Consider the following 23,465-nt stretch of genomic DNA (forward strand, 5'->3'; position numbering starts at 1 on the left):
GTTCTACCTGCGCACATCCATTAAACAAACACGAAACTCGTGTCAAAACTGGTTAGACTGACGCCATAAACGACCCCAATCAACTCTGGGGTTGTAGCCCCTTCTGGGCTGTAGGAAATGCTGGTTCCTGTGACACCCAGGGATGCGGGAAGTTCTGCCAGAACATAATCACTGGCCTGGCCCTGAAGTTGGATAACGTCGTTACCGGTGGTGAAGTCGGCGATCGCCGCAAAATCTAATGCTCCATCGGTGCTGGCATCCCCATCGTTGTAGAAGGCCGAAGCTGTATTTCCCAGCCCAAACGTGTCGCTGCCACTTCCGCCAATCAACACATCAACCTCGCCCACGCCAGTCGTTGTAGCCGCAGTTCCCGTTAAGGTATCGTTGCCCTGGCCGCCATAAACAATGTCATTAGCGGCAGTGCCCGTGAGATTGTCGTCGGTGATAAGGGTGTTGTTGGTAGCGATTACATCCTCAAACGCTGAAAGAATCGTGAGCCCTTCAGCGTCGGTAATGCCAAGCGATTCACCTAACTCACTTGCGGTTGTGGAGAGCGATGTCAGTTCTTCTTGACTCAGCTCACCATCTCCTAAAGCTGTTAAAGCGCTATCAATTAACGGGGATAAGTCAACATCCGATAGAGGTATATCGATACTGCTCTCAATGGCATCAATGAGCGCTTGGATATCTTCTTGAAAGCCATCGGGGGCAACCAGATTGATTGAGTCAGAGATGCTAAATGTAGCCATCAGAAAGTCTCCTTTAATAAACGGCGATTTGTCTGACGAGGCTTCGAAACGTGAACGTTGAGTTAGGGGTACTCAACGAAACAAACGTTTCCAGGATACCCTAACCTCCCCTATCCTGCTATTGCTAACATTTTTATTGAATTTGCAGGCTATACGAGGCAACTCTTGTGGGCCAGGGATTTCAGCGCATCATTGTAACTTATCGAGTTTTATAACGTTCTTGGATTTAGAGATATGAGGTATGAATTTGCCTGATGCAATGGGCTTATAGTTTTGACGAGGCTTAATGTTCCTTTAATGTCAGTTTCTAAACTTATTTCTATTCGATGGTTGCGATCGAATTTTAAGGATCTTGTATTTACTAATCTGTCATTCTTCTTGTGGAATTAGTTTTTATAAAAATAGCGAGAATCTATTTTGAAAGTTATTTTTCGTGTGCAAATCGCATAAAAGGCGAGCCTTTTAGTCAGCTTTAGAGAACGCCCTAATACTAACTAGTCAGTATTAGCCCATATTTGGATATGGGGGTGCTTCACACCTCTCATTTCCAAATACAGGCAAACGTGAACCGTTTAGTACTAGGGTGGGGTACCATAATCATGTGAAAGACCTTCTTGTTAAGAATGGTTTAAGGAATACTTAGGCTGAAGTCTTTCAATCTATTTTCGCTATTACGGTGGCATCTACACATAAGGAGTTGTTAATGTTGTGTGTGTAGATTGAAGTTGTGTCAATTCTCCCTGCCTCCGATTTTCCCTTAACTACTGTGTTTTCTTTCTCTAATTTGACCCTGGAATCAACCCTGCAAGAGTTAACACTCTATGAGTGTCAGGTTGAGTCCTTTGAAAGGGTATCTGAAGTTGTGCAGTTGCTAGATCAACGGCCTGAATTACCCGGTATTCTTGTTACGGAGCGAGGCAAAACTGTAGGCTTACTATCCCGACGGCGATTTCTTACAAAGATGAGCCGTCCCTATGCATTAGAACTTTATTTGAAGCGATCGCTCCAATCATTTTGCAGCTCAACGGATACTCGATTTCTCTTATTTTCGGGGGGCGATCGCATTGTCGATGCCGCTCAGCAGTCAGTAAAGCGATCGCTCGATTACCTCTACGATCCTGTAGTAGTTCAGCTCAGCGAAAAAGAGCATCGGCTACTGGACGTGCATCAACTGCTCGTAGCCCAATCAACCATTCATGAATTGGCGCAGCAGGTGATTCGAGAGCAATCCCGGAACCAGATGATCCAGGCCGAAAAGATGGTGAGCCTTGGGCGTGTAGTTGCCAATGTAGCCCACGAAATTCTAAACCCGGTGAACTTTATTTCAGGGAACTTGGGCTATCTCAAAAGCTATGTTGAGAACTTATTAAAACTATTGGAGTTGTATGAAGTCAGCCTTCCAAATCCTCCCTCACCAGTGCTAAAAGCTCGGGATGAAATTGGAATTGATTTTGTGCGATCAGATGTTGGTAAAATTCTCGAAAGCCTGAAGGTTGGTGCTGTTCGCTTAAAGGGTATTGCCGAAAGCCTCAGAAAATTTTCGCGGATGGATGATGGTCAGCTTCAAAAAACGGATGTTCATCAGTGTATTGATCATGCACTTCTCATCCTCAATAGCCGTACTAAAAATACAGTAGAAATTGAGAAAGACTACGGGGATTTGGTAGCCATTGATTGTTATCCCAATCAACTGTCTCAAGTCTTTATGAACATTCTCAGTAATGGTATTGATGCTCTACTGGAACGAGCCAATCAAAAAATGGTGAGTGCCTCAGTTGCTTCTTACCAGAATGGTGAAGGTTCTGAGCTGTCATCTAAACCTTGGCGTCCTGTTATTACCATTCGAACCTGGATGAAGGGCGATGAAGAAGTGGCGATCGCCATTTCCGACAATGGCACAGGCATCCCCAAAAAAATTCAACAACACATCTTCGAAGAGTTTTTCACAACAAAACCCGAAGGTCAGGGGACAGGTTTAGGCTTAGCGATCAGCTATCAAATTGTGACAGAACGTCATCTGGGGCAACTCAATCTGAAATCTGAATTAGGTGTAGGAACAGAATTTGAAATCTTTCTTCCAATTCACCATAGTTCCCCAGCCTATAAATAATCTGAGTAGTCTACTTGGGCAGTCGTCACATGCCTAATCTGGCTTTTCAACTCAGTGTCAATAATCGCAAAGGCTACTCTGCCTCAACCTATCGCAGGTACTTTAGAGGAGCACGCTGAAGCTCATCAACTATCACATTCGCCATACAGCTACCCCATCTCTCCAAGCTGTCTTAGGGGCTGTTTTAAAGGTTGTTTTCCGTACACGAAGGGTACGGAAAACAACTTTGCAGCGAGTTTTAAAACACGCCTTAGCCCGAATAGATCAACGTTTACGTTTGAGCCAATTAAAAATTGGTAATAGGATTGCGGCTTGCTAACCACCGTTCTAAGGATTTCTGGCTTTCACTGCTTTGACGACCTGCTAGTAAGCCTTCAATACCAATGTGTTCATCTAGATCAACCCATTCAATAGCGTAACCATCAGCGAGCAATTGCCAGTTCTGCCGTTCTGCCAGAGAACCATGCAATAAACGGGGGTACCAGGAAAGAGGAACAATTAGGCTCCGCCCATCAACCAGATCAATGATGAGTTTTTCATCCGTTATGGTGACTTGAGCAGCAAGGGGTTCTGTTTCAAGCGTCAAAGTAGTCATGCCATGCCTCCAGTAAGGTTTGATGGTACTCCTCCACAACTTTCTTAATATCGTTTAACTCATGCTCTTTGAAGCCTCGATTCTTTTCAAGGGCGATCGGGATGAGCCAAAATTTTGCAAGTTGACGGTCACGCTTTACATGAATATGAGCAGGTTCAGCCCTATCAGAACTAAAGAAGATAAAGCTGTAGGGGCCAACCTGAAGAACTGTGGGCATGAGCTAGATGTTCGCTGATCTGACCTTAGTTTAACCTGCCAATACTTGACAGCTAAGGAATAGAGGCGATCGCCCCCCACTCACCCCATTAGAAGGAGTGCGATCGCCCCTCCCGTTTGCAGTTGCGATCGCCCCTCCACTCCACTCATCTACCCATCCACTCATCCACTCATCTACACTTAAAGAACCCATCCAACAGCCCACAATCCCATGAGCTACCGCGAAATCATCACGATTGAACCCGACAAACGGGGAGGAAAACCTTGTATTCGACGGATGCGAATCACGGTTTACGATGTTCTAGGCTGGCTGGCAGCAGGAATGTCTCACGCTGAGATTCTGGATGACTTTCCTGAATTAACTGAGCAAGATATTCGCGCGTGTTTAGAATTCGCAGCAGATCGTGACCATCGGTTAGTCGCTTCGGTAGGTGCAAGTTGAGGCTTCTATTTGACCAGAATTTAAGCCGGAAATTAGTAGCTCGATTGGCGGATGTTTTTCCTGAATCTAGTCATGTTCAATTTCAGGGGCTAGACCAGAAAACGGATACAGAAATATGGGAATTTGCCAAGGTTAACGACTTTTGTATTGTGACGCAAGATGCAGACTTTCCTGAACGAAGCCGTTTATATGGTTCGCCTCCAAAAGTTGTATGGCTCAGATGTGGCAATACACCTACAAGCCAGGTTGAAGCCTTGATTCGTTCTGGCTTTGTGGCAATCCAAGCCCTATTAAATGACTCTAATTTGCACTGTCTTGAGTTGCATTAATAATAATAGAAATATCGAGTTAAATGCGTTTCATTCCTCTTTCTCAGCACCATAAAATAGGCCAACTCCTCCTATTGAATTGCCGCTAATATTATGAGGATTGAATTTCACAGCATTGCGTTTCATTTTTTCTTTGAAAAACTCTTCTAGGACAGGAATAGTATTAGGAGCCAGTTCAATATGCCGTGTATCGGCTTCTTGCATTCGCCCTAAAATTGAGTATCTGGCTTTGTTTTCTCCATCTCTAGCAGAAACCCTTTCTGCACTAGAGAATCAACAGCCAAGTACACCTTCCATTCAAGCCAAGGGTGTTGAGGATCAGAAGGATTGGCTAGCTGTTGATCAAGAAATAGCTTCAAAATTTCTACTTCACTGTCTTGCAATTCCTTGCTTAACGCCTCGAAATAATGGTGGTCCACAGATTTCTTGTAGTCGTCAAACACAGACTTCATTGAATCAGGAATTTGATACAGGCTATGGATTTGATCAATTCTATGAATCTCCTTCAATAAACCGATTTTAACTAGGGAATTAACAGGTCGTTGATGTCTATTAATTTCTAGTGTCTGATTCCCCACCATTTGTAAAATCTCAATGTGGTCATCTGGCAGGTCTGGAAGAAGATTGCGTATATATTCTTTCTTCTTTTCAAGATCCTTATTTTGTCTGTATTGTGCTGTCAATATTTTTGTAAGCCTTGAAACATTTATCAAAAACCAAAGCAATAATTCAGTAAGCAGAAGGCCTGAACTAAAAGCTAAAAGAACTAAAAAAAGATAAAACTGCTTCTTCGGATAACTTTTTCGTATCAATTACTGGCTTTAGCTCTGGATATAGGAAGAAAATCATGAGAAGTGCAATAAGACATCCGACAGTCACTTGAGCAGCAATCTTCTTGGAGTTAAGAGAAGATATAAACTTTAAAATTTGCTCAATCATTGAAGGGATGCCAAGTTTAGGGCTGGTCTAAGAATTATTATGATTAAAAACATATTAGCTCAGCAAAATGAGAGGGTCTGTTTGGGCGGCAACTGCTACTGAGGGGGGAGGGAGAGCCGATCCTGTGGGTAGGGTTGAGATCCTTACAATAAAGACATCGTTAAAGAGGGCGGAAAAGTCCTTGCCGGAGCGTAGTGAGGTGGATAATGACACCATCCGGCATCGCCCCCGAGAAAGTCCCTATTGAAACGGATCCCGAGTCCTATGCAACCTACGAGCCAGGAAAAATTCACCGAGAAAGTCTGGGAAGCCTTTGTGTCCAGTCAAGACCTGGCGCGGCAGGCCCAGCAGCAACAGATTGAGACTGAGCACCTGATGAAAGCCCTGTTAGAGCAAGAGGGGCTGGCCGTTAGCGTGTTCAACAAAGCAGGTACCAACGTGCAGCGCGTGCGCGACTACACCGATAGCTTTATTGCCAAGCAACCCAAAGTCAGCGGCAGTGGTTCCTCTTTATACTGGGGCCGTTCTGCCGATGCGTTGCTCGATCGCGCCGAGAACCACCGCAAATCCTTCGGCGACGACTTCATTTCCGTCGAGCACATCTTGTTGGGATACGCCCAGGACGATCGCTTTGGGAAACCCTTATTCCGCGAGCTGCGGCTGGACGAAGCCTCTCTCAGACGGTTTATCGAACAAGTACGAGGCAGCCAAAAAGTGACCGATCAAAATCCTGAAAACAAATACGAAGCCCTGGAGAAATTTGGCCGCGACCTCACCGAAATGGCGCGTCAGGGTAAACTCGACCCGGTGATTGGTCGAGACGATGAAATTCGGCGCACCATCCAGATCCTCTCCCGCCGGACGAAGAACAACCCGGTGCTGATTGGGGAACCTGGGGTAGGTAAAACGGCGATCGCCGAAGGCTTAGCCCAACGTATCGTCAAAGGTGACGTACCCGAATCCCTTAAGGACCGCAAGCTGATTGCCCTCGATATGGGTGCGTTGATTGCCGGGGCTAAGTATCGTGGCGAATTCGAAGAGCGCTTGAAAGCGGTGCTGAAGGAAGTTATGGACTCCAGCGGCACGATCATTCTGTTCATCGATGAGATCCATACTGTTGTGGGCGCGGGTGCGACCCAGGGCGCGATGGATGCCGGGAACCTGCTGAAGCCCATGCTGGCCCGAGGCGAGCTGCGCTGTATTGGTGCTACCACCCTGGATGAGTACCGCAAGTATCTGGAAAAGGATGCAGCCCTGGAGCGGCGATTCCAGCAGGTGTATGTGGATCAGCCCTCCGTGTCTGATACCATCTCCATTCTGCGCGGTCTGAAAGATCGCTACGAGACGCACCACAACGTCAAAATCGCTGACAACTCCCTGGTGGCAGCGGCGGTGCTTTCGAATCGTTACATTAGCGATCGCTTCCTCCCCGACAAGGCCATTGACCTGGTGGACGAAGCCGCCGCCAAGCTGAAGATGGAAGTCACTTCCAAGCCAGAGGAACTGGACGAAGTGGATCGTAAGATTCTGCAACTGGAAATGGAGCGGTTGTCGCTTCAGAAAGAAACGGATGCTGCGTCGCGCGATCGCCTCGAAAAACTCGACCGAGAACTGGCCGACCTGAAGGAAACTCAATCCGCCTTTAACGCCCAGTGGCAGGCAGAAAAGGATGTCCTGGATGTCCGTAAAAACCTGAAGGAAGAAATCGACCACGTCAACATCGAGATCGAGCAGGCCGAACGTGACTATGACCTGAACCGTGCCGCCGAGTTAAAGTACGGCAAACTGGCCCAGCTCCAGAAACAACTGGATGAAGCCGAAACCCGTCTGAACCAGACCCAGACCAGCGGTAAATCCCTGCTGCGGGAAGAAGTCACCGAGTCCGACATCGCGGAAATCATCTCCAAGTGGACGGGCATCCCCATCAGCAAGCTGGTGGAATCGGAAATGCAAAAACTCCTGCACCTGGAGGACGAGCTGCACCATCGAGTGATTGGTCAGGACGAAGCGGTGACGGCAGTTTCGGATGCAATCCAGCGTTCCCGTGCAGGTCTCTCTGACCCCAACCGTCCGATCGCCAGCTTCATCTTCCTTGGCCCCACGGGGGTTGGTAAGACCGAGCTTGCGAAAGCTCTGGCCTCCTACCTGTTCGACACAGAGGATGCGATGGTACGGATCGATATGTCGGAATACATGGAGAAACACGCCGTATCCCGCTTGATTGGTGCACCTCCGGGATATGTGGGTTACGAGGAAGGGGGCCAACTGACGGAGGCGATTCGTCGCCGGCCCTATGCCGTGGTGCTGTTCGATGAAATCGAGAAAGCTCACCCCGACGTGTTTAACGTCTTCTTGCAAATTTTGGATGACGGACGTATCACCGACTCTCAGGGGCGCACGGTGGACTTTAAGAACACCATCATCATCATGACCAGCAACATCGGGTCGCAGTTCATCCTCGACCTGGCTGGCGATGACGATCGCTACGACGAAATGCGCAGCCGTGTGATTGACGCGATGCGGGCCAACTTCCGACCAGAATTCCTCAACCGGGTGGACGAATTCATCATCTTCCATAGCCTGAAGAAGTCCGAGCTACGCAACATCGTTAAGCTGCAAGTGAAGCGGCTAGAGGAGCGGCTGACCGATCGCAAGATGGCCCTCCGCATCTCCGATAGCGCTCTCGACTTCCTTGCCGATGTGGGTTACGACCCCGTATATGGGGCACGTCCACTAAAGCGGGCGATTCAGCGGGAGTTGGAAACGGCGATCGCCAAGGCTATCCTGCGGGGCGAGTTCACCGATGGCGACACCATCTATGTCGATGTGGAGAACGAGCGGTTAGCGTTCAAACGCCTTCCTTCTGAGGTGTTGACCACTCAATAACATTCCTTTAAAAGGTGGGCTACGGCCCACCTTTTTTATTGGGTAATTGAGATAGCGATCGCCAGTTCATTCATTGCGATAAGGAGGTTCGCTGAGATCTTCTCAAGAAGATTGCCTAAATCTTTTGAGGCTGATAGTGATTTTGCTTTCTCGAACGGGAACTATAGAACTAGATTCCTTCCCCCACGCATTTACTATGAGTACAAAACCAGGTCGCTTTAGTGTCATCTTTCGCGATTATTGGTCCGCGATTCTGTTTAGTGTCTCCCTGGCTAGCATTGTTTTTATTCCGTTTTGCTTGATAACAGTTCCTTTGGGGCTCTTTTTGACATTTCGCCGTGTTGGAATGATACGTAAAGTGATTGCGGATGGTACGCCTGTCGATGCTGTTCTCACCTTCAAACGATGGAAGAAAGGTGAGTGGATTGTGCGGTATCAATATGTCTTCGACGGCAGTCTGTACGAATCGGTGAATGTTGTGATCGGCTGGAATTTGTATGGTATGAAAGTGGGCGATCGCCTCACGGCCTTTGTAAATCCCACGAAGCCTACGCAGGCCTACTTGGCAAAACTCTACTTAAAACCAACTGCCCTGACTGTCGAAACTTAAACTGTTGCTATTTATAGCTCTTGTCGCGTTAGTTAATTTCAATTCGGGATAAGCCCAAGTGCCCGTTTTGGCGTGCGCAGAGCACATGTCAAAATAGGCTTTTTTGAAGCGACACTAACAATATGAGATGTATGTTGAAAAGGTGGGCAAATGCTCACCTTTTTTGTTGAAACTTCTGTAGAAAGATGCTGCTCAGCTTAGCCCTACGCTCTACGTTTGCGACTACTCTACAGGGCGATCGCTCCCGGCCTACCACAACCCTGGAATTGGCCCAACCGTATCCATCGGCACGGGTTCAGGGGTGCTTATCGGCATTGGATCAACGAGTTCGTTGGTCTGAGTAAAGCGCATGGGCTGCTCTTGGTCTTCACTGTAGACATAGAGGTAAGGGCCATCCAACTCAATTCGCTGGGCTGTTTGTAGTGATTGGAGGAAACGACTTTCCTGATCCATGACCGCTGGAGGGCAGGCCATCTCGGTAGCACCCACGGCACCTATCGCGACAGTTTGACGGGTTGCCGTTGCGTTCTCGCTATTGAACAGAATGTTAGAGAAGTAGCGGTTGCAACCACCAGAACCGTTGATGCGATCGCCATCCCCCTCAAACCGAAGGGTTGTCTGAACTCGATCGATTACCCCTGTCCCGTTCAAGTCTTCCAGCAACCATTCTGTATTTAGTAACTCATCTGCTAAAGCAGGATCAGCGGCAACTAACACAGGTTCCATCTCAGTCGCTACAGGGTTTGAAACAGGGGAATTCTGCTGACACCAGGCTTGCTTTTCGGGGCTCCAAACTTCACGGGTGAAGCAGTTATAGAAAGGTGAAAGGGAGATCGTGAATCCCTTAGGGACGGCACTAATGGCAGGCCCCAAGGTGCCCAATCCCATACCAATTCCGAGTAGTCCTACCATCCATTTGTTTGTCATCGCTTTCTCCAGCTCATGCCTCAATACGGTTAATCGTTTGTTCTACAGCTTATTTCTGATGGCTAAGCTCAATCATATAGAGGGCTTATGAGCTACCTTGTCCGGTTTCATAAATTGATCAGGACTGCGTCAGTCCTATATAGCGCTGTGTACGTCGATTAAGTACGGTGGTGTGGAGTACGAAGTGCCCCACACCACCGTTGCTGTACTTAACCTGAGTTCGGGTTAAGGGCGTTTTCAAGTGCCGCGCAACGCGCGGCACTTGAAAACGCTCATTTTGGCGTGCGCGAAGCGCACGCCAAAATGAGCACTTCAGCTTATCCCGAACTGAGGTTACTTAGTGCACTAGCACATTGCTATAGATCTAACGACTGGGTCGCTCCCGTGGAGTGGAACAGACAACGTATGCTTCACCACACATAAACACAACGTTGAGGGTGACAGACCACTAGAGGGAACGATTAGACTGGAAACATCACCCTTTCGGAAACGCTCTACCCCTTAGTAATGTCCAGGCCGACTGTCCGTGACCAGATCATGACGCTCTTAAAACTGCGAGGAGCGCAGACCGCTGCGGATTTAGCCGAAGAGTTGGGAGTCTCGCCGATGGCGATTCGGCAACACCTGCAATCGCTGAAGGCGGAGGCCTGGGTGAGCTACCGGGAAGACCGCAGGCCCATGGGTCGCCCAGTCAAACTTTGGCACCTGACGGATCATTCGCGGAGCCGGTTTCCCGATAGCCATAGTGACCTGGTGCTAGATTTACTGCGCAGCACCGAACGAGTGTTTGGTGAGGAAGGGGTGAGCCGAATTATTGCTGAGCGCCAAGAACGCCAGGTGCAGAACTACCGGCAACAGTTGGCAGAATCTGGCGTAGGGAAAGACTGGAAAGCCACAGCAGAGGCGATCGCCCGCTTCCGCCACCAAGAAGGCTACATGGCTGAAGTCTTACCCGAAACCGAAGATAGCCTGCTGCTTATAGAAAACCACTGCCCTATCTGCGTCGCTGCTCAAAGCTGCCAGAGCCTATGCCACGCTGAACTGGAGGTATTCCAGACCTTGTTGGGGCCAGAGGTTACCGTCGAACGAGTCGAGCATATTTTGCAGGGCGATCGCCGTTGTGCCTACCGGGTGGAGAAGCGCCCCAGTTGCCCCTCTACGGTTACTCCCCAGGATGAAGCATCGGTCTGAGCGTCCCCAGTGAGGGCTTGTAGGGCGATCGCCTGAGCTACGTCCGTTTGCCCAAAGGTAAACACGTAGGGCACCGATTCTGGTAATCGAGCGCGAAATGCGTGCAGGATGTAGGGACTGCCGTAAATCATCAAGCCTTCGAGTCGCTCCGCCTGGAGTAACGCCTCCAGCCACGTCTGTGCCGTCTCGCTGAGCCCTGCGCTGCCGCGAAATGGATTACCACGGATGAAGAGTTGGAGAAGGGTGGGTGGATGGTCGCTACCGGGCGAGTTGGCATTGTAGCGATCGCAAATCTGCAAGCTACAACCCCACTGCCGGGGCAGCGCGATCGCCGGGCTCTGGTGCGTCAGCCCGTCACCTCGCAGGGCATCGTCCATCACGATTAAGTTACGGCTGCCCGGAGCCATCTGGAAGCTTGATTGAGGTTGGTGAACCTGCATCGAGGCGTGCAAAATGTTTTGGGCAGTGGCGATCGCCTCGGGTTGATACAGTTGCTCCGTCAGGGCCTGTGCTTCCAGCCCCGGAGGAGCCAGGTTCTCCCATGCATGCCCTGCATCTCCACTGACTCGCGTCTGAGCGATCTTGTGCTTGGCCTGCCAGATGCGCTCAACCGATTCGCGAATACGCTCTGGCGTAATGCGGCCACATTCCACCGCCTCGATAACGGCGTTAATGGCCCCTTCAGGGTCAACAGGCATCAGCAAAATATCGACTCCCGCTTCCACCGCGAGAACCGGGGCTTCGTTGGCACCATAGCGGTTGGTAATGGCCCCCATTACCAGGGCGTCGGTTACAATCAGCCCCTCGAACCCCATGCCCTGACGCAATTCTCCCGTCAGGATGCGGGGGGATAGGGTGGCGGGGTAATGCTCGTCCAGTGTGGGCAGCAGCAAGTGTGCGCTCATCACTGAGTCTACGTGTGCTGCGATCGCATCTCGAAAAGGAGGCCATTCCAGGCGGTTGAGGCGATCGCGCCCATGAGGAATCAGCGGCAACTCTAAATGGGAGTCGGTCGCCGTATCACCATGACCGGGGAAATGCTTGGCGCAGGTTAATACGGGGTAGGGCTGCGCACCCTGGATGAAGGCTTTGGCGAGGGCTCCAACAACCTCTGGATTCTCACCCAAGGCCCGTACATTGATGACAGGATTTTTGGGATTGTTGTTGACATCTACGACAGGAGCTAGCACCCAGTTTAAGCCCACAGCGAGGGATTCGCGGGCGATCGCCGCTCCCATGTCTGCTGCGTACTGTTGGGCTAGTGGAAGGTTGGTGTGGGCGATCGCACCCAAAGCCATGGGTGGCGGGAACCAGGTCGCACCTGAGAACCGTTGGCCGACGCCTTCTTCCACATCAGCCGCCATAAGCAGAGGAACGGCTGCCCAATCCTGTAATTGCTGAGTTCGTAAAGCCAGTTCTGCTACACTGCCACCCAGAAAAATGACACCGCCCACTCCCAAATCCTTAATCCAATGCTGAAGGGTCGCCAGAGGGGGTTCCCAGGCTGGATATTGAATTTGATGATCAAACAGATGTCCAGAGGCTCGCACGACGACCATCTGGGCTACCTGTTCGGCCAGGGTTAAGGAATCAACGGGAGGCAGCAGTACCATACGGGCACCTGGGTCGAGTAGGATCCACAGCCCATCATGCCATCAAACGATCAAATCAGGGCTGACAACTTTCATCGGAGTAGTGTACTTCGCCCACTACTCCGATGAAAGTTGTCAGCCTAAAGCACTGCCTCAATCTATTCAGACTCGCAATCGTCATTACGAATGGAATCATCAGGCATAGTGGTTTGGCAGAAAGATGCTGTCTCCAGGTTCACCAGACTCAAGTCAGCTCCACTGAGATTGGCTCCGGCAAGGTTCGCGCCAGCCAGATAAACCGATCGCATATTAGCCCCTTGCAGGTTGGCATCCTCTAAATCTGCATTGCGGAAGCTGGCTCCCTGCAAGTCAGCATTCTCCAGGTTGATATTTTCCATGCGAGCCTGGCGAAAACTCGCGTTTCGCAGATTAGAGCCACTCAAGTTGGCCTCTTGCAGCCGAGCTGCAGTCAGGTCAGCGTAGGGCAGATTGGCTTCAGGTAACTGTACGTGTCGGAGGTGGCAACGAGGACATTGCCCGGTTTCAATCAGTTGGCGGCGAGGGGTATTGAAGATATCGAAGCCGTCATCGTCTCCGCCCCAAACGCCGATACCAATGCCGATTTGGGCGATCGCAGGCGAGGCGAGGCCAAACCCTGCCAGGACGATCAACAAGGGTGCAACGTATTTCATGGTGTCATTCCTTCAGGCGATCGCTGGCTACAGACAGCTATGCAGATACACCCCTCACATGAGACTCGCCATTCAGCTGTTGATTAATGGATAGTCGAGCTCCAGGCAACACCGATCTGCGTTGTCAGACCAAAACTACTCCTCGTCCTCGTCATCCTCAATGCCTTCAGAATGTGGAATGGGTTCAGCAGGACGATTGGCATTGAGCTGGTTGATGAGTGACAAAACACGGGTGCCGCGCTCAATAGAACGATCTTCTAAAAACACCACCTCAGGGGTGCGGCGCAGGCGCAGACGCCCCAGGTTGCTACGAACATAGCCCGTGGCCGACTTCAGCCCGGCCATTGTTTCGGCACGAGCTTCATCGGTGCCGTAGATGCTGACAAAAATTTTGGCGTGTTGCAGGTCACCCGACACGTCCACGTCAGTCACGCTGACCATTCCGACCTGCACGCGATCGTCTTTGATGCCACTCAAAAGCATCTGACTGACTTCACGCTTAATTAATTCCGAGACACGGGCAACCCGCCGATCTGTAGCCATAATTTATCTCCGGGGTAACCAGATACCCGTTGGTGTTGCAGGTTAAGGCTGCTGAAACGGTGATGATTAGCAGCCTTAACAAATTCGTCCTAATTAGACGCCACTAAATCCCAGCATAGCGCGCAGGGTGAAGGCAATGAAGGCAAAACCCGCCAGGAGCAAGATGCTGGTGGCGATCGCCGTAGACGGTTTCTTGAACAGCGGGATCAGAGGCTGGGCAAAGGTATAGAGAACCCCCAGGCTAAAACTGATTAAATACTGGGGATAGCGCGAAACGTTCTGAAAAAAGTCTTCCATAAAGCAAAGTCTGACGTATTCTTAATGACTACGGGCGTTAGTACAGGCCTTAGTACAAGCTATTTATTGTTCACCGTTCCCTTAGGTATTGTACGAGATTACGCTTTGCATAGCCTTGCCCTTGCCCCGGTTCTAGCTGACATTACACCGCGTCCCTTCCTTAAGTGGGCCGGTGGAAAGGGGCAATTGATTTCCCAATATCAGCCGTATCTACCCGATCCCAGTCTGTATGACACCTATTACGAGCCGTTTTTGGGCGGTGGTGCCATCTACTTTCACCTCCAGCCCCCCCGCGCGTACTTGATGGACATCAACCCCGAGTTGGTGAATGTGTACCAATGCATCCGGACTCAGGTAGAGCGGGTGATTACCTTGCTGCGGAAGCATGAGACGAAGCATGACAAAGAACATTATTATGCTGTGCGATCGCAAGCCGAAGGTAGCCCCGCTGAACGAGCTGCGCGATTTATCTACCTGAATCGCACCTGCTTTAATGGCCTCTACCGGGAAAACCGTCGGGGACAATTCAATGTGCCGATGGGTAGCTATAAGAATCCCAGAATTTGCCATCCCGAACTGTTGCGAGTGGCATCGATGCAGTTGAGATCTGCTTACCTTGCCGAGCAACCCTTTGATGCCGTGCTAGACAAGGCAATGGGGCCACGAGATTTTGTGTACTTTGACCCGCCGTACTACCCAATCAGTGCAACGAGCAAGTTCACGGGCTACAACCGCTATAGTTTCTCAGAAGCAGACCATATCCGTCTGAGGGATGTTTTTGTGCAACTGGCTGAGCGGGGGGTGCTGGTCATGCTTTCCAACTCTGATTGTCCGTTTGTACGCGATCTATACGATGGTTTCAAGATTTACACAATCTCTGCCATTCGAGCGATTAATTCGAATACTCAACGACGTGGAAAGATTACCGAAGTGCTTGTGACGTCGTATTGATCAACAGGGGATTTTTTTAGGTCGCTACCTTAAAAGATCTTGAAATCTAGCATTCAAATGGATGGTGGCTAACGCTTCAAAATTTTCTATTAATAGCGTTCCTTAAGCAAATCATTGGAAGCCCAAAAGCCTAGGGGCTGGTGTTTCTAGAAACACCAGCCCCTAGGCTTTTGATCCCGCTTCACCTCCAAAAGGGGATGCACCCAATGAAGCCCTAAAAAACGCGAGGGAAACACAGTGTGAACCCTCGCGCCTATGTGAGCCAATGACTCAATGAGAATGATTAAAGCTTTGCGATCGCCTGAGGTGGCGGCATCACAACCTTCTTCGCCAGACCTACAATTTGCAGACCGCGAATTACCAACCAGGTTGGGTCAAATTCCCACCAACGGAGACCAGCAGGTGCCATGTTGGGGTAGGTATGATGGTTGTTGTGCCAGCCTTCGCCATAGGCCAGGATGGCGGCCCACCAAAGGTTGCGGGAGTTATCTTCAGACTCGAAGTTGCGGTAACCCCACATGTGGGTAGCAGAATTGATGAACCAGGTGGAGTGCCACAGCATCAGGGTTCTGACGAAAATGCCCCAGAGTACAAAGGACCAACCGCCAATGAAGTAAAGCACAACAGCCAGGGGCAATTGCAGGGCGATGCAGTAGCGATCTAACCACTGGTAGTAGGGATCGCGGGCCAAATCAGGTGCATAGCGGACATATAGGTCGCGCTCAAAGTAATCAGCGCGGGGATAAACCATCCACAGAATGTGGCTCCACCAGAAACCACGGGTGGAAGAGTAGGGGTCTTTATCAACGTGCTCGGTGAATGCATGGTGTTGACGATGGCTGGCAACCCAGAAGATGGGGCCGCCTTGAAGCGCCATAGCACCAACAGTTGCGAGAACATACTCCAGCCATTTGGGAACCTGGAAACTACGGTGGGTCAGCATCCGATGGTAGGCTAGGCAGATGCCAATGCTACCGGTCAGCCAGTGACCAAAGATAGCGACACCCAACGCAGACCAGGAAAAGAAAAAGAGAGCCAGTAGGGCCAGGGCATGATAGGCACCAAAAAAGCCAACATGCCACCAGCTAATGGCGAGCTTTTCCTCACCTTTCTGCTTAGGCTCAACAGAACTCAAAGACATAGAAAAAACTTTCCTCTAAAAAACTTGCATGACCGGATGCCTCTGCTGAGCAAACAGACATTGGCCCCGCGTCGAGCAGAACGGCTTGTCTGAAAACTACAATCATCAAAGGAGTTTAAAACTCTTCAAAACGCCTTGAGCGGGACGCCTAAGGAACGTTTTTCTTCTGCCTTCCCCAAAAAAGCTCGCTACAGTAGAGGTGATGCAAGTGTTACTTACACCTTGAGCATAACAGTCCTTTGATTTTTGTTGCAAGTCTCACTTGCATTTCTGGTATGCCTCCTCACCGAAGAACTCCCACGCGTCAGCGGCTAATCCAGGCGGCAACTCAACTTTTCATTGCCCAGGGGATTGCAGAGACAACGACGCGACAAATTGCAGACGCGGCAGAGGTCAACGAGGTCACGCTGTTCCGCCATTTCGGCAGTAAGCATGGCTTGTTGCTCGCCATGATGGAAGACCCGCAGGTGCTAGCACAACTTGGCATGGCCCTGGGGCAACAAACACGACAAATCAGTAATATTCCCCAGGCTATTAAAAGCTATGCCAACGTGCATTTGCAAGCCCTGGCGCAACTTCAGGAGTTTGTGCGATCGCTCATTGGCGAATCGGGTCATTACTCCATCGAGAACCGCCGGGCTCTGGGGCAAGGGGTAGCTCAGGCGAATCGTTACACGGCTCAGTATCTGACCAATGTTCTGACCCGCGAAGGGCTGGCGATCCGGATGCCTCCGGAAAAATTAGCCAGCCTGCTGAATAGCCTGTTGCTGGGCTATGCGGTGCTGGAATTTAGCAGCGAGTTTCACGAAGTCTGGCAAGATCGCGAGAATTTTGTGGATGGTTTGGTGCAGCTGTTTCTGTATGGAGCGCTGGTTCCAGCGGATCCACTCTATGAGCTGTCTCTAACCCTTGAGTCAGGACCGACGACTTTGTCGGCATCGTCTCGCTATATCGATCTGCCCACCAGTCTGGTGCATCAAGTCTTGGCTCGGGCAATGGAACAGGGGGGGCAGGATTATGCTCTGGCCTATGTGCTCCTGGGTGCCGGATTGAGTGCGGCAGAGGTGGCGGGGTTAGAGCGATCGCACGTCTACAGTGATGAACGCCACTACTGGCTCCAAATCTCTCGAGAACCCGGACGCCAGGTTCCTCTGAACCAGTGGATCTGTGGGCAACGCTATGGCTCTCACCCTGACAATCCACTATCTCAATGGCTAAGAAGCCGTACTGATGGCTCTCCCGCCCTCTTCCTGGATGAAGATGGCCATGCAGCAACGGCAGAGACGATTACCAGCCAGTGGCATCAATGGGTTACTGGCTTAATGACGCCCCTCGGATATCTTCCTCAGATCGAGCAGTGTTGGGCAACCTGGTGCGTTGACATGCTCATGCGTGGCCTCAGCCTGGAAGATCTGCGGGTGCTTACAGGAAAAGAACTCTCAGTTCTGGAACCTTTTGTGCAACGTGTTCAACAACGGCGTGCCGTGCACACGGCCGCTCATCTGGATCAGCAATATCCAGTCTGATCTATCGAGTGCAGTGACTGTGTGGGGTGCGAAGCCGTCACGCAGTCACTGTGCTGCTGTATATGGATGGGACTCGCCTCTACCACGCTGAAGGTTTAAGCAAACTAGCCATACTTAACCTCAGTTCGGGATAAGCCGAAATACTCATTTTGGCGTGCGCAAAGCGCACGCCAAAATGAGCGTTTTCGAGTGCCGCGCAACGCGCGGCACTCGAAAACGCCCTTAACCCAAACTCAGGTTACTTAGAGCCTTTATGTTGTGTGTGGTATGTGAGGCAAATCACACACAACATAAGTGATTCCAAACACGTAGCGCTATCAGCAATTCTCATGGTGAGCTTCAAAGCCGAGAGGTCGTGCCCCACGGGCACGACCTCTCGGCTTTGAAGTCCGAAAGTCGCTGCTTCAGGCGAACGGCTTTCGGGCTTGATGCCAGAATCGCTATAGCGCTACAAATTTGCGGATTCAGGGGAACTGATGAGTTCGAACTTCCTGGCTGTAAGCCTCCACGGCTTGGGCGATCGCCTCCCGTAAGTTCCCATAGGACTTCGCAAAGGGCGGCTGCCAGTCCGACAGACCGAGGAGATCGGCAGTGACCATCACCTGCCCGTCACAGTGAGGGCCAGCCCCAATCCCAATGGTAGGGATAGTGAGCTTCTGGGTGATTTCGGCGGCAAGTTCATTGGGAATGTGTTCTAACACGATGGAGAAGGCACCTGCCTGTTCGAGGGCGATCGCCTCCTGCATAATCCGCGCAGCATCTTCTGCGGTTTTGCCCTGCTTACGGAATCCGCCAAACTGATGCACTGATTGTGGTGTCAGCCCTACATGGGCCATAACTGGAATACCGACCTGTACTAACCGTTCTACTGTTTCCAGCATGGCAGGATGGCCTCCTTCTACCTTAACCGCCTGAGCTCCGGCTTCTTTAAGCGCGCGCCCAGCAGAATGGATGGCCTGCTGCGGGCTTTCTTGATAGGTCAGAAACGGTAGATCAAAGACAACGAGGGCTTGTTTGACACCCCGGCGTACGGCCCGAGCATGGTGCAACATTTCATCCAGGGTCACGGGTAGCGTCGTTTCATAACCCAGCGCGACCATCGCCAGGGAATCGCCTACGAGCAACAGATCGACGCCTGCCTGATCAAGGGTTTGCGCGATCAAATAATCCCATGCGGTAAGGGCAATGATGGGCCGCCCCTCTTTTTTGAAGCGAATGAGTTGATGGGTGGTGATGGGCATGGAGGGAAGGTGCAGGTGTAGAGGGAGGACAGATGACGATAAGGCCTCATCCCTACTCTAGGATAAGTTTCTGTCCTATTTGTGAAGGTGGGATCAGCAGAACTATTGTAGAGGTCGCTGGGTCATGAGGTGGCATAAGCGAAGATGTTAGCTGGATGTCATGCCGTTAGGTATGGCAGAGAGATGAGGGTAGGTGAACTCGACAGGATGCCTGCTCGGTCGTTGTTAGCTGCTCCCAGTCAAGGTCACGGCGAATGACGCTGCCATTGTGACTGGGGATGACCCGGGGCAACATAGCCTGGTCAATCTGCCGCAGGCTTGGCAATTCAAAGGTGGTGTAAGTGGTATCCTGGCTGGCCCAGTTAACATCCACCAATGTCAGGGTTTTACGGGGAGGCAGGTTCCCCACAATCAACTGTCGAGGGCCAGCACCCATCGCTCCAGTGTGAAGCATTTCCAAATTTCCTAGATGGCCGGGAAAGTAGGCATGCTGATGGCCGCTAATGTAGGTGTGAACGCTATACCGTTCCAGTAGGGCGTGCAGACTAGCCGCATCGTCGAGGACTTCACCGGGGCGATCGCGCCCCACCGCCACTCCATATAACGGCAAATGCCCAATCACAATCCGCATATCAGCTTGCTGAGCAGCCGCACTGCCCAGGCTCCGCTCTACCCAAGCAATATCGTCAGCGGGCATACGCGAACCACTAGAGGCATCCCACACCAGAAAAAACACCCGATTGTGTTGAAAGGTGTAATAGAACGGAAATTTGTAGCGATCAACAAAATTTAGGCCAGGGTCATGGGCCGGATCATTCCAGTAGGCGGCCGCCAGGTTGCGCTCCTCCGCAAAGCTGAAGGTGGTGCCACGGGTAGCCCGTGAGGCATCGTGATTACCCAGGGTAAAGCCAAAGGGCAGACGGGCCTGTCGTAAGGGCTGGGTGATGTCGCGATCGAACGCCGCCCACATCGCCTGGATCTGAGCCCGGCTTAAGGAGCGATTCTGGCCGGCTACCATGTCCCCACTACATAACACCAGGTCGGGATTCCACTGGGGGAGGCGGGCGATCGCCTGCTTCACCTCATCACTGTACTGTGTCGCCCCATAAGCCTCGTTCAGATCGCTGATGACGGCGATCCGTAGGGTCGTTTGGGGTGAGGGAGATGGGGGTGTACGGTTCTCGTAGGAGCGGCTTTGAGCGAAGCGATTCTGCTGGCCGAGGGTGCGGGAAGCGGTGATTGCCAGGGCGCTCCCCAGGAGGCCCCCCGCTCCCAGTTGCAAGAACTGCCGACGGTTCAGATTCATGCGATCGCGAAGTGATAGATTGAGGGGTTGAAGTGGCATGCTTCCCTGATCACTCTACCGCAGCGCCGACTTATCGTGTTTTCCGGTGGTGCGGTATTGTAACCGATACAATGACCCAGCCCCCCGAACCGCCCGAATCCGATTTACCAGAGCCTACACCACTCGATACGGATGGTGACTCTTCTGTATCGGAGCCGAGTGGGGATGCAGAGCCACCAGGCGAATCAGTAGATGATATGGACGCATCGGATGGGGATGCACCACCGGACAACGCTGGCGAGGATGAGGATGAAGATGAGTGGGCAGAGATTTGGGAACTTGAGCCTGAACCCGAGCCAGCACCACCGCCCCTACCCGAGCCGCGACAGCGACGTCGCCCAACACCTTCCCCCACCGCTTCTCCAGCCATCGAGCAACCATCCCGACTAGCGGAGAAGTCTGTCCTGACGCGGCTGGTCGTGCGCCTGCTGCGAACCCTCAGTCGTGGCCTGGAATGGACGGCAGTTGTCCTGGAAACAGATCCCCTGCCTGATGAATCGGCCAATCCCATCATCCGTCTGTTTCAGCGGGCCTCGGCCGATGGGCAACCGGTTGCCGAAGGGGCCTGGGAGGGATGGACAAACCGAGTCATTCCGCAAATCCGAGCCATACTGCCTCGCGGTTTGAGCGAAAGCCTATCCGATCGCGCCCTGACCGGAATTTTGGCTGGAGCTCTGATTGCTATTTTTGTGGTGCTGCCTAACTTCGCTCCCCGTGGCCCTCAGCCCGAAACCCAAATTAGCGAAGCTCCACCTACCATCGAGCAGCCCGCTGAAGAGAATCCAGTGCCCCAACCCTCTCCGCAGGAGTCGCCTACCTCAGAAGCCCCAGAGCCAGAACCCGAAGTTGAACCGGAGACTGACGTTGACACCGAGCCCGCAGTTGAACCCGAGCCTGAGCTAGAACCGGAACCCGAAGTTGAACCCGAGCCCGAAGTCGAACCGGAACCAGAGGTTACCCCAACGCCTTCTCCAGTTCCGTCGGCGACTCCCATCCCCCAACCCTCGCCTCCAGCAGTGCTAACCCCTGAACAAAGCCTGGTGGCATCCATCGAAAAGCGGGTGGCTGAGGTGGGCGATCGCTACACCAACGGCCTGGTGCTTGGCGTTCGTGCCAATTTCCGCCAAACCACGCTAACAATTCGCCTCAGCGATGCATGGTACGACCTGCCTTATGCCCAGCAAGACAAGCTGGCAGCAGATTTGCTAAAACAAGCGAATCGCCTGGACTTCAGTAAGGTGGAATTGGGCGATCGCATTGGTTATCGCCTGGCCCGCAACCCTGTGGTGGGTGATGCCATGGTGATTCTGCGCCGCGAGAAAGCAAATTTTGTTCCTTAGAACCCCTTGAGTGTGTTGAGGGCGATCGTTCGGCTACAGGGCATCAACCTTACAACGCTATGCGGGATCCTTGATCAACTTACAGCGCTTTTTAAGCGCCTAAAATCTGGTTGTTTTTGTGAGAGCCGCATGGAGCGCGGCTCTCACAAAAACAACTGTGGCTGATTCAAGCGCAAAGCGCTGTAAATACCGCTGGCCTATAGCTGAGAAAGTTTAGCAGGCCCGCTGGTAGCGCATACCCGGTATTTGAGTCACCAACCCCATAATCTCTAGTTGGACAAGGGCACTGAGTACATTGGAGGTGGCCATACCTGTCGTCTCCACCAGCCAGTCGAGGGAGGATGCTTCTCGCGGTACTGCCTGAAAGACGTGTTGCAGGTCAGGTGGTAATTCCGGCGGCAGTAAGCTCAGTTGAGCAGCAGGTTCATCCATTTGAGGAAGCTGGCCTAACAAATCCAGCAAATGATTTTCACTCAAGATAATCTGTGCGCCTCGGTTGATTAGATTGAGGCAACCCGCGCTCTCGGGATAGTCCAGCGAGCCTGGAAGGGCATAGACATCGCGCCCATAATCGTTAGCCACGCGAGCGGTAATCAGGGCTCCTGATTTCTCCCCGGCTTCTAGAACCAGGGTCGCTCGGCAGAGACCCGCAATAATGCGATTGCGGCTCGGAAAGTGGGTGCGATTCGGCGGGGTATCCGCCGGATATTCACTCAGCACCAATCCAGACGCGAGGATACGGCGAGCGAGATCACGATTACTCGACGGATAGATCCTGTTGACGCCCGTGCCCATAACACCGATGGTGCGGCCTCCAAATTCCAGGCAAGTTTGGTGGGCGATGGTATCGATACCCTGGGCTAGTCCTGAAACAATCGTGAACCCCGCTTTCACGAGAACTTCAGTGAGCCGCTCTGTCCAGCGTTTGCCATAGCTGGTGGGCGATCGCGTCCCCACCAACGCAATGGCCGAGCGCAGCCCCTGGTTTTCCTGCCGGTCCACTTCGCCCCGGTAATACAAAATCGGAGGTGGATCGGGGATTTCTAGTAGCAGCCGTGGATAGTCGGCATCAGCAGGAGTCCAGAAGTGTGGATTTTTCTGGGTATGTTGCTCAAAAAGGGCGATCGGATCAATCTGGGATCGGGCAGTTTGAAACGCTGCGGAAGTCAGTTCTCCTAATCCATCCACTTCACAGAGGCCACTAAAACTGGCCTCCCAGGCTAGTTTTAGACTACCGAAATGTTGATAGAGCCGAATTATGCGGTTGGGCCCAGCCCCCGCCACCTGTGACCATGCCAACCAATATGCTTGTTCCTCTACCACGTCCTGAACCCCGATGACACCCGTGCTGATTGGTCATAATGCCTGCTATCCCTCAATTAGGGAATTGCAATACATCACGTCTGAGGTGTGAGTACCTGAGGCTATGGGCCTTCACAAGTAGGCGAAGAACCCGTTGTTGAATAGAGCTAGGGGCTGTTTTAAAGGTTGTTTTTTCGTGTGCTTGGCACACGAAAAAACAAACTCTCCGGGGAGCTTTAAAGCGTGCCCTAGTCCTTGGCGGTTTAGGTTTGCCTATGTTGGGTTGTGTGTGGGGTAAGTACCTCACACACAACCCAACATAAGTTGATTTCCGCCGTGCAGTACTAGAAGCCGAATGGTCAATCTCGGTTTTCCATTCGGCTTCATAGCTCCATTCAGCAACACCAAAACTCCACAGTGTTAACACCCACAGAGCTGATGCATTTTTGGTTTATATGAACAAAACTAAATTTGCTTTGAAGCTACTAAATAGTATTCCCG

General features: G+C 51.6%; 24 protein-coding genes. 9 read left to right on the top strand and 15 right to left on the bottom strand.

Features of this window, described 5'->3' with window-relative positions; translation table 11 throughout:
- Positions 1 to 20 precede the first annotated feature (20 nt).
- Entirely contained in the window at positions 21 to 749 is a 729-nt protein-coding gene (locus H6F91_RS03540) for a hypothetical protein (RefSeq protein ID WP_190774426.1), read from the bottom strand.
- Between the two features lie 727 nt (positions 750 to 1,476).
- Between H6F91_RS03540 and H6F91_RS28505 the strand changes: the two genes are divergently transcribed.
- Positions 1,477 to 2,859 carry an ATP-binding protein gene (locus H6F91_RS28505; protein WP_206754893.1) on the top strand — a complete coding sequence of 461 codons (1,383 nt, stop codon included), beginning with the start codon at positions 1,477 to 1,479 and terminating at the stop codon, positions 2,857 to 2,859.
- Positions 2,860 to 3,145: 286 nt separating this feature from the next.
- Here H6F91_RS28505 and H6F91_RS03550 read toward each other — a convergent pair whose 3' ends face one another.
- The 3 genes from H6F91_RS03550 to H6F91_RS03560 are packed head-to-tail and all read right to left on the bottom strand — an operon-like array spanning position 3,146 to position 3,863.
- On the bottom strand, positions 3,146 to 3,454 hold the full coding sequence (locus H6F91_RS03550; RefSeq protein ID WP_190774424.1) for a DUF2442 domain-containing protein: 309 nt from the start codon (positions 3,452 to 3,454) through the stop codon (positions 3,146 to 3,148).
- Positions 3,435 to 3,671, bottom strand: a complete 237-nt coding sequence (locus tag H6F91_RS03555) for a DUF4160 domain-containing protein (RefSeq protein WP_190774423.1) — start codon at positions 3,669 to 3,671, stop codon at positions 3,435 to 3,437. Before H6F91_RS03555 ends, H6F91_RS03550 begins: the two co-directional genes overlap by 20 nt.
- Before the next feature lie 30 nt (positions 3,672 to 3,701).
- Complete coding sequence (locus H6F91_RS03560) at positions 3,702 to 3,863, bottom strand: hypothetical protein (RefSeq protein ID WP_190774422.1); 162 nt, start codon at positions 3,861 to 3,863, stop codon at positions 3,702 to 3,704.
- 18 nt (positions 3,864 to 3,881) lie between these two features.
- Between H6F91_RS03560 and H6F91_RS03565 the strand changes: the two genes are divergently transcribed.
- Together H6F91_RS03565 and H6F91_RS03570 are read left to right on the top strand one after the other, a co-directional pair.
- A complete protein-coding gene (locus H6F91_RS03565; protein WP_190774421.1) occupies positions 3,882 to 4,112 on the top strand; it encodes a DUF433 domain-containing protein in 231 nt (76 codons plus the stop codon).
- The gene (locus tag H6F91_RS03570) at positions 4,109 to 4,441 is read left to right on the top strand and encodes a DUF5615 family PIN-like protein (protein WP_190774420.1); all 333 of its coding nucleotides are present in this window, start codon (positions 4,109 to 4,111) and stop codon (positions 4,439 to 4,441) included. The genes H6F91_RS03565 and H6F91_RS03570 overlap by 4 nt, the downstream gene beginning before the upstream one ends.
- Before the next feature lie 30 nt (positions 4,442 to 4,471).
- Here H6F91_RS03570 and H6F91_RS03575 read toward each other — a convergent pair whose 3' ends face one another.
- Positions 4,472 to 4,645: a hypothetical protein gene (locus tag H6F91_RS03575; RefSeq protein ID WP_190774419.1), complete on the bottom strand. Its 174-nt coding sequence runs from the start codon at positions 4,643 to 4,645 to the stop codon at positions 4,472 to 4,474.
- Positions 4,646 to 4,650: 5 nt separating this feature from the next.
- Complete coding sequence (locus H6F91_RS03580; RefSeq protein ID WP_190774418.1) at positions 4,651 to 5,253, bottom strand: hypothetical protein; 603 nt, start codon at positions 5,251 to 5,253, stop codon at positions 4,651 to 4,653.
- A gap of 391 nt (positions 5,254 to 5,644) precedes the next feature.
- On the opposite strand from H6F91_RS03580, the gene clpB reads away from it, so the two are divergent.
- The gene (clpB, locus tag H6F91_RS03585) at positions 5,645 to 8,266 is read left to right on the top strand and encodes an ATP-dependent chaperone ClpB (protein WP_190774417.1); all 2,622 of its coding nucleotides are present in this window, start codon (positions 5,645 to 5,647) and stop codon (positions 8,264 to 8,266) included.
- A gap of 325 nt (positions 8,267 to 8,591) precedes the next feature.
- A complete protein-coding gene (locus H6F91_RS03590) occupies positions 8,592 to 8,876 on the top strand; it encodes a hypothetical protein (RefSeq protein ID WP_206754894.1) in 285 nt (94 codons plus the stop codon).
- Between the two features lie 249 nt (positions 8,877 to 9,125).
- Here H6F91_RS03590 and H6F91_RS03595 read toward each other — a convergent pair whose 3' ends face one another.
- Positions 9,126 to 9,803: an META domain-containing protein gene (locus H6F91_RS03595; RefSeq protein ID WP_190774415.1), complete on the bottom strand. Its 678-nt coding sequence runs from the start codon at positions 9,801 to 9,803 to the stop codon at positions 9,126 to 9,128.
- A 537-nt stretch (positions 9,804 to 10,340) separates the two neighbouring features.
- Between H6F91_RS03595 and H6F91_RS03600 the strand changes: the two genes are divergently transcribed.
- Positions 10,341 to 10,994: a metalloregulator ArsR/SmtB family transcription factor gene (locus H6F91_RS03600; RefSeq protein ID WP_242035611.1), complete on the top strand. Its 654-nt coding sequence runs from the start codon at positions 10,341 to 10,343 to the stop codon at positions 10,992 to 10,994.
- On the opposite strand, the gene H6F91_RS03605 is transcribed toward H6F91_RS03600, so the two are convergent.
- The 4 genes from H6F91_RS03605 to H6F91_RS03620 form a co-directional block, all read right to left on the bottom strand.
- Positions 10,928 to 12,607 carry a glycoside hydrolase family 3 N-terminal domain-containing protein gene (locus H6F91_RS03605; RefSeq protein ID WP_190774413.1) on the bottom strand — a complete coding sequence of 560 codons (1,680 nt, stop codon included), beginning with the start codon at positions 12,605 to 12,607 and terminating at the stop codon, positions 10,928 to 10,930. The genes H6F91_RS03600 and H6F91_RS03605 overlap by 67 nt on opposite strands.
- Positions 12,608 to 12,744: 137 nt before the next feature.
- Entirely contained in the window at positions 12,745 to 13,278 is a 534-nt protein-coding gene (locus H6F91_RS03610; RefSeq protein WP_190774412.1) for a pentapeptide repeat-containing protein, read from the bottom strand.
- Positions 13,279 to 13,413: 135 nt separating this feature from the next.
- Complete coding sequence (gene rbfA, locus H6F91_RS03615; RefSeq protein ID WP_190774411.1) at positions 13,414 to 13,821, bottom strand: 30S ribosome-binding factor RbfA; 408 nt, start codon at positions 13,819 to 13,821, stop codon at positions 13,414 to 13,416.
- Positions 13,822 to 13,914: 93 nt separating this feature from the next.
- Positions 13,915 to 14,118, bottom strand: coding sequence for a DUF751 family protein (locus tag H6F91_RS03620; RefSeq protein WP_190774410.1), 204 nt, complete (start codon positions 14,116 to 14,118; stop codon positions 13,915 to 13,917).
- Between the two features lie 24 nt (positions 14,119 to 14,142).
- Between H6F91_RS03620 and H6F91_RS03625 the strand changes: the two genes are divergently transcribed.
- On the top strand, positions 14,143 to 15,069 hold the full coding sequence (locus H6F91_RS03625) for a DNA adenine methylase (protein WP_190774409.1): 927 nt from the start codon (positions 14,143 to 14,145) through the stop codon (positions 15,067 to 15,069).
- A gap of 283 nt (positions 15,070 to 15,352) precedes the next feature.
- Here H6F91_RS03625 and H6F91_RS03630 read toward each other — a convergent pair whose 3' ends face one another.
- On the bottom strand, positions 15,353 to 16,210 hold the full coding sequence (locus H6F91_RS03630) for a fatty acid desaturase (RefSeq protein ID WP_190774408.1): 858 nt from the start codon (positions 16,208 to 16,210) through the stop codon (positions 15,353 to 15,355).
- Between the two features lie 275 nt (positions 16,211 to 16,485).
- Here H6F91_RS03630 and H6F91_RS03635 point away from each other — a divergent pair, with 275 nt between their 5' ends.
- Entirely contained in the window at positions 16,486 to 17,736 is a 1,251-nt protein-coding gene (locus tag H6F91_RS03635) for a TetR family transcriptional regulator (protein WP_190774407.1), read from the top strand.
- Positions 17,737 to 18,200: 464 nt separating this feature from the next.
- On the opposite strand, the gene panB is transcribed toward H6F91_RS03635, so the two are convergent.
- Together panB and H6F91_RS03645 are read right to left on the bottom strand one after the other, a co-directional pair.
- Positions 18,201 to 18,977, bottom strand: a complete 777-nt coding sequence (gene panB / locus H6F91_RS03640; RefSeq protein WP_190774406.1) for a 3-methyl-2-oxobutanoate hydroxymethyltransferase — start codon at positions 18,975 to 18,977, stop codon at positions 18,201 to 18,203.
- 166 nt (positions 18,978 to 19,143) lie between these two features.
- Entirely contained in the window at positions 19,144 to 20,322 is a 1,179-nt protein-coding gene (locus H6F91_RS03645; RefSeq protein ID WP_242035612.1) for a metallophosphoesterase, read from the bottom strand.
- A 71-nt stretch (positions 20,323 to 20,393) separates the two neighbouring features.
- Between H6F91_RS03645 and H6F91_RS03650 the strand changes: the two genes are divergently transcribed.
- The gene (locus H6F91_RS03650; RefSeq protein WP_190774405.1) at positions 20,394 to 21,662 is read left to right on the top strand and encodes a hypothetical protein; all 1,269 of its coding nucleotides are present in this window, start codon (positions 20,394 to 20,396) and stop codon (positions 21,660 to 21,662) included.
- Positions 21,663 to 21,875: 213 nt separating this feature from the next.
- On the opposite strand, the gene dprA is transcribed toward H6F91_RS03650, so the two are convergent.
- The gene (gene dprA / locus H6F91_RS03655; protein ID WP_190774404.1) at positions 21,876 to 22,985 is read right to left on the bottom strand and encodes a DNA-processing protein DprA; all 1,110 of its coding nucleotides are present in this window, start codon (positions 22,983 to 22,985) and stop codon (positions 21,876 to 21,878) included.
- Between the last annotated feature and the right edge of the window lie 480 nt (positions 22,986 to 23,465).

Origin of the sequence: Leptolyngbya sp. FACHB-8, assembly GCF_014695575.1 — a bacterium.
In the GTDB taxonomy this organism is placed as follows: Bacteria; Cyanobacteriota; Cyanobacteriia; order Elainellales; family Elainellaceae; genus Vacuolonema.